The organism is Streptomyces sp. HNM0574 (genome assembly GCF_012726235.1).
Classification (GTDB): domain Bacteria; phylum Actinomycetota; class Actinomycetes; order Streptomycetales; family Streptomycetaceae; genus Streptomyces.
Map to the genome: position 1 here is coordinate 117,687 of NZ_JAASAH010000008.1, position 11,575 is coordinate 129,261.

Below are 11,575 nucleotides of genomic sequence, written 5' to 3' on the forward strand. Positions count from 1 at the left end.
CCCCGCGGGGAACTTCTCCACATGGCGCCCCAATACGGCCGCCGTCCACTGTGAGGGAACAAACCGGCCAGCTCCCGCACGACGTCGAAATGGGTTGGCGAGAGCCGTCCTGTCGGCGGCATCCTGATGCCATGCCCGACGAAGCACAGGCACCCGAGCCCTCCCGGCAGCTCGACGAGGCACAGGTCAGGGCGTTCGTCGACGACGGTTTCGTCCACGTCGAGGGGGCGTTCCCACGGGAGACCGCCGACGCGTGCCGTGATGTGCTGTGGCGAAGCACCGGCGCCGATCCGCGCGACCCGGACGGATGGCCGCCTGCGGCCGTGGGGATCGGGGAGCGGACGGAGGAGTCGTTCCGGGAGGCGGCCACGGCGTCCGCACTGCGCGCGGCGTTCGACGTGCTCGTGGGCCCCGGGCGCTGGCAAGTGCCGGACGGGCTGGGCGGATTCGTCGTCCGGTTCCCCGGCGGGCGGCCCGCGGTGGTGGACGGCTGGCACGTCGACGTCAGCTTCCCCGGCGAAGACCTCGAACCGGGTTCCACCGACTACATGCGCTGGCGCGCGAACGTCACCTCCAGGGACTGTGCGCTCCGGATGTTCTTCCTGTTCTCGGACGTGGGGGAGGACGACGCGCCCACCCGCATGCGCCGCGGCTCCCACCGGGACGTCGCTCGCCTCCTGGAGCCCGCGGGGGAGGCGGGGCTCGACGCCCGGGAGCTGGCCCGGCGCGCCGGAGCCGCCAGTGCCCACCGCCCCGTCGTCCACGCCACGGGACGCGCGGGGGACGTCTATCTGTGCCATCCGTTCCTGGTGCACGCCGGACAGCCGCACCGCGGGACGCGCCCGCGCTTCCTGGGCCAGCCCAAGCTCGTCCCCTCCCGGCCGCTGTGCGGAGACGGTGGCCGCTCACCCGTCGAGGCGGTAATCCGGCAGGCGCTCGCCGGCTGAGCCAGGCCGGGTGAGGGTCCTGATCTGTGGGGTACCTGTCCGTTCGGACATGGCGGACGGTTCCTCTCACGCCGCAGGCTGGATCCGTCCGCACGCACCGTCACGACAGGAGGCCACCATGACGGACAAGGGCGACGAGGTGCTCGCGGGGATCGCGGTTCCGGACACCGCTGTCGCGGCCGAGGCGACGGAGCTCGTCCGGGACACCACCGACGAGCTGATCTACCACCATTCGCGCCGCGTCTACTGGTTCGGCAGCCTGCAGGGCCGCCGTCGCGGACTGAGCTTCGATCCCGAACTGCTCTACATCGGCGCCATGTTCCACGACCTCGGGCTGAACGAGAGCTTCCGCGACAGCGGGCGCAGGTTCGAGGTGGACAGCGCGGACGAGGCCCGGCGGTTCCTCCAGTCCCGGGGCGTCCCCGAGGACAGCGTGCGCCGGGTGTGGACGGCGATCGCGCTGCACACCACTCCCGGCATCCCGGAGTTCATGGAGCCGGAGGTCGCCCTCGTCACGGCCGGCGTCGAGTACGACGTGCTGGGCATCGGCTACCACGACATCGACGCGGCCGACCGGTCCGCGATCGTCGCCGCGCACCCCCGGCCGGACTTCAAGCGCCGCATCCTCGGCGCGTTCACCGAGGGCATCGCGCCCAAGCCGGAGACGACGTTCGGCAACGTCAAGGCGGACGTCCTGGAGCACTTCGTGCCCGGCTTCGTCCGCGGCGACTTCGTCCGGACGATCGAGAACAGCGACTGGCCGGAGTGAGCCGGGAGGGCGCGGCGGCGCGCAGCGGCCGTGAGATCGTCGTCGTCGCCTTCGACCGGGTCCAACTCCTCGACGTCACGGGCCCGGTGGAGGTGTTGACCACGGCCAACGGTTACGGGGCCGACTACCGGCTGTGGCTGGTCTCGCCCGGCGGGGCCGATCCGCGCAGCTCGTCCGGGATGCGGATCGGGGTCGACGGGCCCGCCTCCGCGCTGCCCCCGCGCGTCGACACACTGATCGTGCCGGGCCGCGCCGACTGGCGTACCGCCGTCGCGGACCCGCACCTGACCGGCCTGGTCGCCGGACTCGCCGGGCGGGCCCGGCGGATCACCTCGGTGTGCGCCGGCGCGTTCCTGCTCGCCGCGGCCGGGTTGCTGGACGGCCGCAGGGCGGTGACGCACTGGCAGCTCACCGACGAACTGGCCCGCTGGTACCCGCGGGTCCGCGTCGAACCCGACCCGCTGTTCGTGCGCGACGGGCCGGTGACCACCTCGGCCGGGGTGAGCGCCGGTATCGACCTCAGCCTTGCCCTCACGGAGGACGATTACGGGCCCGACGTCGCCCGGGCGACGGCCAGGTTCCTCGTCCTCCATATGGCGCGCCCCGGCGGGCAGTCGCAGTTCAGTGCCCGGGTGAGCGCCCACCCCACCCGGAACGCGACGGTCCGCGACGCGATGGACGCCGTCACCGCCGACCCCGCCGGCCCGCACGACCTGGGCACCCTCGCGCGCCGGGCCGGGGTCAGCCCGCGTCACCTGGCGCGGCTCTTCCGGGTGGAGACGGGGCTCACGCCGGGCCGGTACGTGGAGTCGGTGCGGGTCGAGGCGGCCCGCGCGCTGCTGGAGTCCGGTGAGGACCCGGTGGACACGGTGGCCAGGCGGTCCGGGTTCGGTTCGGCTGAGTCGATGCGGCGCAGCTTCCGGGACCACCTGTCCGTCACCCCGTCCGCCTACCGCTCCGGCTTCCGTACGACGGCGCCGGAACGGAGCTGAACAGAGTTCACGACCCCTGCACCGTTCAGCCCACCGGCTCCGGCTCCCGTGCGAGCAGCTTGCGGATGTCGCGTACGGCGGCGCGGCCCGCGCGGTTGGCGCCGATGGTGCTGGCGGACGGGCCGTAGCCGACGAGGTGGACCCTCGGGTCCCGCACGGCGCGGGTGCCGTCCATGCGGATGCCGCCGCCCGGCTCGCGGAGCCCCAGCGGCGCCAGGTGGGCGACGACGGGGCGGAAGCCGGTGGCCCACAGCAGCGAGTCCGCCGCGATCTCCCGTCCCCCGTCCCAGGCGACGCCGTCCGGCGTGATCCGGTCGAACATCGGCAGCCGCTCCAGCACCCCGGATTCCCTGGCCGCGCGCATCTCCTCCGTCATCGGCAGCCCCGTCACCGAGACGACGCTGCGCGGCGGCAGCCCGTCCCGTACTCGCTGCTCCACCAGGGAGACGGCCTCCCTGCCGCGTTCCTCGGTGAACGGGCCCTCGCGGAACACGGGGGGCCGCCGCGTCACCCAGGTCGTCGACGCGGCCACCCGGGACACCTCCAGCAGGTGCTGAACCGCGGACGTGCCGCCCCCGATGACGACGACGCGCTCCCCGGCGAACGCCTCGGGGCCCGGGTAGCGCGCGGTGTGCACCTGCCGGCCGCGGAAGAGTTCCTGGCCGGGGAGGTACGGCTGGAACGGGCGGTCCCAGGTGCCGGTCGCGTTGATCACGGCGCGGGCCGCCCAGGTGCCGGCCGAGGTCTCCACGAGCAGCCGCCCGTCCGACTCGCCGCTGCCCTCGCGCACGGCGCGCACGTGCACCGGGCGCCGGACGGCGAGGCGGAAGGTGCGCTCGTAGTCGGCGAAGTACTCGCCGATCACCTCGGAGGAGGGCCGTTCCGGGTCGGCTCCGGTGAGCTCCATTCCGGGCAGTGCGTGCATGCCGTGCACCCGGCCGTACGTCAGTGTGGGCCAGCGGAACTGCCAGGCTCCGCCGGGCCGTGGCGCGTGGTCCAGGACGACGAAGTCCCGCCCCGGTTCGAAGCCGGACCGCCGCAGGTGGAACGCGCTCGACAGTCCCGCCTGCCCTGCCCCGATCACCACCACGTCCACGTAGTTCATGGTTCTACCAACACCGGGAGGCGTCGCAGGCTTCCCGGGGCTCCGTGACGACCGCGGCTGCCCGCCCGGGGTGAGCCGTATCTCAGCTGTCCTGCGCGGCTTGTCTATGCAACGAGTTGCATAGAAGGATTCGGGCATGGCGCTTGAGCACGCGATCCTCGTCTCGCTGTTGGAGAAGCCGGGCTCCGGCTACGAGCTGGCCCGGCGCTTCGACCGGTCCATCGGGTACTTCTGGACCGCGACGCATCAGCAGATCTACCGGGTGCTCAAGCGCATGGAGAGCGACGGCTGGGTCGCCGCGCGCGAGGTCGCGCAGCAGGCCAGGCCGGACAAGAAGGAGTTCTCCGTGGCCGCTCCCGGCCGGGAGTCGCTGGCCCGGTGGCTGCACGAGCCGATCGAGCCGGAGAGCGTCCGGCACGAGCTCGCCGTGAAGATCCGCGGCGCCGCCTTCGACGACCCGGCCGCGCTGATCCGCGAGGTGGAGCGGCACCGCCGGGCGCACGAGGACCGGCTCGCGCACTATCTCGCGGGCGAGCGGCGCGACTTCACCGGGGACGCCCATGGCGGGCCGGAAGCCCCCGCGCAGCCCGACGCCGGGCAGGAGCTCCAGCACGTCGTCCTCCGCGGCGGCATCGCGTACGAACGCATGACGCTCGACTGGCTGGACGACGTGCTCGCCACCCTGCACCGGCTCGCACCCGGCCACTGACCCCCAGCCCCAGCTCTTCCCCTCACCACCCTCCCGAGCCGAAAGGCGTACCAGGCATGTCCGACCCGCTGCTGTTCAACCCGCGCACCTACGACCCGGCGCACTTCGACCCCGAGACCCGCAGGCTGCTGCGCGCCACGGTCGACTGGTTCGAGGCCCGCGGCAAGCGCCGGCTGATCGAGGACTACCGCACCCGCGCCTGGCTGTCGGACTTCCTCGAATTCGCCGCCAAGGAAGGGCTGTTCGCCACCTTCCTCACCCCGGAGGCCGACGCCGGCCCGGAGCAGGGCGACAAGCGCTGGGACACCGCCCGGATCGCCGCACTGAACGAGATCTTCGGCTTCTACGGGCTCGACTACTGGTACGCCTGGCAGGTCACCATTCTGGGGCTCGGCCCCGTCTGGCAGAGCGACAACGCCGCCGCCCGCGCCCGCGCCGCCGAACTCCTCGACCAGGGCGAGGTGTTCGCCTTCGGCCTCTCCGAGAAGAGCCACGGCGCCGACATCTACAACACCGACATGCTCCTCGAACCCGACGGCAACGGCGGCTTCCTGGCCAGCGGTTCGAAGTACTACATCGGCAACGGCAACGCCGCCGGACTCGTCTCCGTGTTCGGCCGCCGCACCGACGTCGAGGGCCCCGAGGGCTACGTCTTCTTCGCCGCCGACAGCCGCCACGAGGCGTACCGGCTGGTGAAGAACGTCGTCGACTCCTCCAAGTACGTCAGCGAGTTCCGCCTCGACAACTACCCGGTGGGCCCGGACGACGTCCTGCACACCGGCAAGGCCGCCTTCGACGCCGCGCTGAACACCGTCAACGTCGGCAAGTTCAACCTCTGCACCGCCTCGATCGGCATCTGCGAGCACGCGATGTACGAGGCCGTCACGCATGCCCACAACCGCGTGCTCTACGGCCGCCCCGTCACCGCCTTCCCGCACGTGCGCCGGGAGCTGACCGACGCCTACGTCCGCCTCGTCGGGATGAAGCTGTTCAGCGACCGCGCCGTCGACTACTTCCGCTCCGCCGGGCCCGACGACCGCCGCTACCTCCTCTTCAACCCCATGACGAAGATGAAGGTGACCACCGAGGGCGAGAAGGTCATCGACCTCATGTGGGACGTCATCGCCGCGAAGGGCTTCGAGAAGGACAACTACTTCGCGCAGGCGGCCGTCGAAATCCGCGGTCTGCCCAAGCTGGAGGGCACCGTCCACGTCAACCTGGCGCTCATCCTCAAGTTCATGGGCAGCCACCTGCTCAAGCCGGCCGAGTACGCGCCCGTACCGACCCGGCTGGACGCGGCCGACGACGACTTCCTCTTCCGGCAGGGCCCGGCCAGGGGCCTCGGCGCCATCCGCTTCCACGACTGGCGCACCGCGTGCGACGCGTACGCCGAGGTGCCCAACGTCGCCCGCTTCCGCGAACAGGCCGACGCGCTCTGCGAGTTCGTCACCACGGCGGCGCCCGACGAGGAGCAGAGCCGCGACCTCGACCTGCTGCTCGCCGTCGGCCAGCTGTTCGCCCTCGTCGTGCACGGCCAGCTGATCCTGGAGCAGGCCCGCCTGACCGGTCTGGAGCAGGACGTGCTCGACGAGCTCTTCGGCGTACTCGTCCGCGACTTCTCCGAGCACGCCGTCGCACTGCACGGAAAGGATTCGGCCACCGAGGCACAGCAGCGCTGGGCCCTGGACGCGGTCCGCCGCCCGGTCGTCGACGAGGCCCGCACGTCCCGCGTCTGGTCCCGCGTCGAGGCACTGTCGGGGACGTACGAGATGGCGCAGTAGGCACCGTGGCGCCCCGCCCGCCCCGGACCGGGGCGGGCGGGAGGCCGTACGACACGACCGTCCCACAACCTTGTGCCGCCCCCGCCCCCGCCCCCGCGCTAGAACTCCCGCAAACCGATCGATGCGGGAGGTCGCAGTGGACGTGGGCCGGATACGGGTCTCCCGGAGAAGCGCGCTCGCGGCCGGCGCGGCGGGGATCGCGGGGGCGGGCGGACTGGCGGGCGGGACGGCGAGCGCGGAGCCGCCACGGCACATCCGGGTGCGGGGGCTGCGCGAGCCCGTCGAGCTGATCGAGGACCGCTACGGCGTTCCGCACCTCTACGCCCGCAACGAGGACGACGTCTTCCTCGCCCAGGGCTTCAACGCGGCCCGCGTCCGGCTCTTCCAGATCGACCTGTGGCGCCGCCGCGGCCTGGGGCGCCTGTCCGAGGTGCTCGGCCCCGACTACGTCGCCCAGGACCGTGCCACCCGCCTGTTCCTGTACCGCGGCGACATGGCGGCCGAATGGGCGCGCTACTCGCCGGACGCGCGGCGCATCGCGACCCGCTTCACCGCAGGGATCAACGCCTACGTCGACTGGTTGGACGCCCATCCGGACCGGCTGCCCGAGGAGTTCGGCCTCCTCGGCTACCGTCCGGCCCGCTGGGAGCCCGAGGACGTGGTCCGCATCCGCAGCCACGGCCTGACCCGCAACCTCACCGGCGAGGTCGAGCGCGCCCGCGTCGCCTGCGCCGCCGGGCCCGACGCCGACCTGGTCCGCCAGGGCCTGCAACCGGACCACAGGGTGACCGTGCCCGAGGGCTTCGACCCGTGCGCCCTGCCCGAGGACGTGCTCGACGTCTTCGAACTGGCCACCCGGAACGTCGAGTTCACCGACGGCGCCATCCGCACCACCGCGCCCCGCGACCGCGCCAACGAGGGCAGCAACAACTGGGTGGTCAGCGGCCGGCGCACCGCCACCGGGCGCCCCGTCCTGGCCAACGACCCGCACCGCGCCTACGCCGCACCGTCCCTGCGCTACCTCGCCCACCTGAGCGCCCCCGGGCTGGACGTCATCGGCGCGGGGGAACCCGCCCTGCCCGGCATCTCCATCGGCCACAACGGAACCGTCGCCTTCGGCCTGACGATCTTCCCCGTCGACCAGGAGGACCTGTACGTCTACGCACTGGACCCGGCCGACCCCCGCCGCTACCGCTACCGCGACGGCTGGGAGCGGATGACGGTGCTGCGCGAGCGCGTGCCGGTGGCGGGGGAGAAGGACCACACCGTCGAACTGGCCTTCACCCGGCACGGACCGGTGATCCGCACCGACGAGCGGCGCGGCCTCGCGTACGCGGTGCGCACCGCGTGGCTGGAACCCGGCATGTCCCCCTACTTCGGCAGCGTCGCCTACATGCGGGCGCGCACCTTCCGCGAGTTCACCGAGGCGATGCGCAACTGGGGCGCCCCGACGGAGAACCAGATCTACGCCGACACCGCGGGCAACATCGGCTGGGTCCCCGGCGGCCTGGCCCCCCGACGCGCCGACTACGACGGCCTGCTCCCGGTGCCCGGCGACGGCCGCTACGAATGGGACGGATTCCACTCCGGCGACGACCTGCCGCGCAGCCTGAACCCCGCCGAGGGCTTCATCGCCACCGCCAACCAGTTCAACCTGCCACCCGAGTACCGCGACATGAGACTCGGCTACGAGTGGACCAACCCCTTCCGCCACCAGCGGATCACCGAGGTGCTCACGAAGCAGCACCGGCACACCGTCGCCGACTCACGGGCCCTCCAGAACGACCAACTCTCCATTCCGGCCCGCAGGTTGACCGCCCTGCTCACCGGCCTGGACAGCCGCGACCCCGGACTGCGGCGCGCACTGCGCCTGCTGCGCGGCTGGGACGCCGTCGAATCGGCCGACTCGGCGGCCGCCGCCCTCTTCGAGGTGTGGCTCTCCCAGCACCTCGGCCCCGGTTTCGTACGGGCCGCCGTGCCGAAGGCCGCCGGGATCATCAAGGACGCCGACACCCTCGTACTCCTCGGCGAACTGGAGAACCCCGGCCGCTGGCTCCCCGACGTCCCCGCCCGCGACCGCCTCCTGCTGGACACCCTGCGCACCGCCCACACCCAACTGTCCGAACGCCTCGGCCGCGACGAATCCGCCTGGCAGTGGGGCAGGTTGCACCACACCCTCTTCGCCCACCCCGCCTCCGCGGCCCTCGACCACGACGACCGCCTCCGCTTCGACGTCGGCCCCTTCCCCCGCGGCGGCTCCCCCGACACGGTCAACCAGTCCTCCTACCGCACCACCGACTACCGCCAGACCAACGGCCCCTCCTTCCGCATGATCCTCGACGTCGGCAACTGGGACTCCTCCCTCGCCATCAACACCCCCGGCCAGTCCGGCACCCCCACCGACCCCCACTACCGAGACCTCGCCACCCCCTGGCGCAAGGGCGACTACTTCCCCCTCGCGTACACACGGGAAGCGGTGGAACGGGTGGCGGAACGGAGGGTGGTTCTGTGGCCGGGGTGAGGTGGGGGCAACGGGCAGTGTGCGGTGAGATGTTGAAGACGGGAGTCGAGACACACGGGCGTGCGCCCCGTAGGTGACCGCCGTCCCCGGACGGCTGCTTGAGCGCGCCCCGCGCTGCGCGGGCATTTCGCGCTGCCAACCCCTTTGCCCCACGCCTCCGGTGAGTACCGGAACACGCTGTCGGAGAGGGAAACGGGAAACAGCACCATTCGCCTTGTCCATCCGGTCGGGGGTGCCGCAGTCTTTCGTGCGGCACCCCCGGTCACCTGGATGGACGGTTATGGAGGTTCCCGTGCCGCAGCCGTCCACCGTGTTCGGCGAGGAGTTGAGGAAGAGGCGTCTGGACGCCGGACTCAGCCTCACCGACCTGTCCTCGGCCGTTCACTACAGCAAGGCCCAGCTGAGCAAGGTCGAGCGGGGACTCAAGACTCCCGGCCGCGACCTCGCCCGGCTGTGCGACACCGCGCTGCGGGCCGACGGAGCACTGATCGCCCTGGTCGCCTCGTCTGCCGCCGAAGTGCCGGACGAGCCGGCTCCGGGCGGAATCCATGAGGAGGAGTGGACGATGCAGCTGTCACCCGACGGCCCGAGCCGGTTCCAGCCCGTGGGCAGGCGACAGGCCGTCGGCGCCGGCGCAGCCTCGCTGATCAGCTGGCGGACCGGCGGCCAGGGCCCGGTCTCACCGGCCGCGGGCGAGGGCATGCTGGTCGCCTCGCGGTCACTGTTCACGCACTACCGGCGCCTCGGCCAGAGCGTCGAACCCGGCTTCCTGCTGCCCGGACTGATCGCACAGACGCACACTCTGCGGGAGCTGTCCGCGCACTCCGACTCCCGGACCCGCCAGGAACTGCTGGCCCTCGGCTCCCGGTACGCCGAGTACGTCGGCTGGCTGGTCCAGGAGACCGGGGACGAGGGCGCCGCGCTGTGGTGGACGCAGCGCGCCGTGGACCTCGCGGCGGCCGGAGGGGACCGGGCACTGTCCGGATACGCGCTGGTCCGCCGGGCGTTGGTCACGCTCTACCAGGACGACGCGGAACAGACCGTCGCCCTGGCACAGCGGGCGCAGAGCGGCACCCTCCCGCCACGCATCCGCGGACTCGCCGCGCAGCGCGAGGCCCAGGGACATGCGCTAGCCGGTGACCACCGGGCATGTCTGCGCGCCCTGGACCGGGCCAGGGCCCTGCTCGCCCGCCACGAGGCCGACGCCGACACGCCGGTCATCGGCAGCATGCACCTGCCCGACTCGGTCGGCATGGTCACCGGCTGGTGCCTCTTCGACCTCGGCCGGCCCCGGGAGGCGGCCGAGGAACTGAACCGGCAGCTCGTGCTCGTGTCCCCGGACGCGATGCGCACCCAGGTGCGGTACGGCATCCGCCGGGCACTCGCCCACGCGGCCGACGGCGAGATCGACCACGCCTGCGCCCTGACGGAACCGCTGCTCGACGGGGTGGCCGCCGTACGGTCCGCGACGGTCACCATCGATCTCCGCCGGCTCACCCGCGTCCTGTCCCGCTACTCGGACCATCCCTCCGTGCGCCGCCTGGCGCCGCGGCTCGGCACCTTAACCCGCATTCCTTCCTGACGAGAGGAACCCTCATGGTCGACGTGTTCATCAACTACCGCACGGGAGACGGCGACAAGACCGCCGCTCTGATCGACACCGCGCTCTCCGCACGCTTCGGAAGCGAACGTGCCTTCCGCGCCTCGAAGTCCATCCGGCCCGGCGACCCCTTCCCCGAGGACCTGCTGTCCGGTGTGCGCCGCAGCGCCCTCCTCCTGGCCGTCATCGGCCCGGACTGGACCAACTTCCGTGCCAAGCTGCGCGACCCGGGGGACTGGGTGCGCAAGGAGATCCTGGAGGCATTCGCCTGCGCCCTGCCGGTGATCCCTGTCCTGGAGGGCCGCAAGACCGAGCGCCTGTCCAAGGACGAACTGCCGGAGGAACTGGCGCGGTTGGCGGAGCTCCAGTCCGTCCGCCTGGACACGCAGAACTGCGAGACCGACCTCAAACGCCTCGGCGACCTGGTGGCCGACATGGTCCCCGAGCTCCACGCCCTCGAACGGGACGGCGAACAGCCCGCGCCCGCACCGGACACCGTCAACAACACCGCCCACGGCACGAACGGCACCCTCGTGCAGGGCAGGGACTTCTCGGGCGACGTCGGCGGCACGGTCATCAAGGGCACGCACGGGCCCGTGCACTCCGGCAACGGCGACATCTACCACCACTCCCGCCACGAAACGGGCCGCCGGCAGTTCTCCGGCGACGGCATGACGTACTACGAGGGCGACCACCACGGTGACAACCGGCACCAGTTCGGCGGGTCGGGGCGGCGCGAGGACGACGACCGTTGAGCGAGCCACCCCGCACCCACATCGCGGGCCCCGGCGGCCCGGTGCACTCCGGCTACGGCGACCAGCACAACCACTTCACCATCGACACCTCGCTCCGTGACGCGGCCGGGCCCAGCCCCCGCCGCATCGCGGAGGACCAACTGCGCTGGCTCCGGCAGCGCTTCGTCGACCCACAGGGTATGGGCCTCGCACGCCGGGTGCTGTCCGACACCGGCACCGTGATCCTGGACGGCCCTCCCGGCTGCGGCCGCACGGCCGCAGCCCGGGTCCTGCTGCACGAACTGCGCCGCAGGACCGGCATCTTCCGCGAATTGCGGCCGGGAGGAGGACGAGTCCGGCCTCACCGGCCCTGGCCTGGTCGGCGCCGGCGACCGGCTGCTCCTCGACCTGGCCGAC

The 11,575-nt window shown here is 72.3% G+C and carries 9 protein-coding genes; 8 read left to right on the forward strand and 1 reads right to left on the reverse strand.

Annotated elements, in window-relative coordinates; translation table 11 throughout:
- Window positions 1-131: 131 nt before the first annotated feature.
- From HCC30_RS16065 to HCC30_RS16075, 3 genes are all read left to right on the forward strand, one after another.
- Entirely contained in the window at window positions 132-947 is an 816-nt protein-coding gene (locus tag HCC30_RS16065; RefSeq protein WP_169443220.1) for a phytanoyl-CoA dioxygenase family protein, read from the forward strand.
- Between the two features lie 118 nt (window positions 948-1,065).
- Window positions 1,066-1,716, forward strand: a complete 651-nt coding sequence (locus HCC30_RS16070) for an HD domain-containing protein (protein WP_169443221.1) — start codon at window positions 1,066-1,068, stop codon at window positions 1,714-1,716.
- On the forward strand, window positions 1,713-2,708 hold the full coding sequence (locus tag HCC30_RS16075; protein ID WP_346776655.1) for a helix-turn-helix domain-containing protein: 996 nt from the start codon (window positions 1,713-1,715) through the stop codon (window positions 2,706-2,708). The genes HCC30_RS16070 and HCC30_RS16075 overlap by 4 nt, the downstream gene beginning before the upstream one ends.
- 25 nt (window positions 2,709-2,733) lie before the next feature.
- On the opposite strand, the gene HCC30_RS16080 is transcribed toward HCC30_RS16075, so the two are convergent.
- Window positions 2,734-3,813, reverse strand: coding sequence for an NAD(P)-binding domain-containing protein (locus HCC30_RS16080; protein ID WP_169443222.1), 1,080 nt, complete (start codon window positions 3,811-3,813; stop codon window positions 2,734-2,736).
- 136 nt (window positions 3,814-3,949) lie between these two features.
- On the opposite strand from HCC30_RS16080, the gene HCC30_RS16085 reads away from it, so the two are divergent.
- From HCC30_RS16085 to HCC30_RS16105, 5 genes are all read left to right on the forward strand, one after another.
- Window positions 3,950-4,522, forward strand: a complete 573-nt coding sequence (locus tag HCC30_RS16085) for a PadR family transcriptional regulator (RefSeq protein ID WP_169443223.1) — start codon at window positions 3,950-3,952, stop codon at window positions 4,520-4,522.
- A 56-nt stretch (window positions 4,523-4,578) separates the two neighbouring features.
- Window positions 4,579-6,303, forward strand: a complete 1,725-nt coding sequence (locus HCC30_RS16090) for an acyl-CoA dehydrogenase family protein (RefSeq protein ID WP_169443224.1) — start codon at window positions 4,579-4,581, stop codon at window positions 6,301-6,303.
- A 121-nt stretch (window positions 6,304-6,424) separates the two neighbouring features.
- Complete coding sequence (locus tag HCC30_RS16095; RefSeq protein WP_169443225.1) at window positions 6,425-8,824, forward strand: penicillin acylase family protein; 2,400 nt, start codon at window positions 6,425-6,427, stop codon at window positions 8,822-8,824.
- Window positions 8,825-9,116: 292 nt separating this feature from the next.
- Complete coding sequence (locus HCC30_RS16100; protein WP_346776656.1) at window positions 9,117-10,406, forward strand: helix-turn-helix domain-containing protein; 1,290 nt, start codon at window positions 9,117-9,119, stop codon at window positions 10,404-10,406.
- Window positions 10,407-10,420: 14 nt separating this feature from the next.
- Entirely contained in the window at window positions 10,421-11,179 is a 759-nt protein-coding gene (locus tag HCC30_RS16105; protein ID WP_169443227.1) for a toll/interleukin-1 receptor domain-containing protein, read from the forward strand.
- Window positions 11,180-11,575 lie beyond the last annotated feature (396 nt).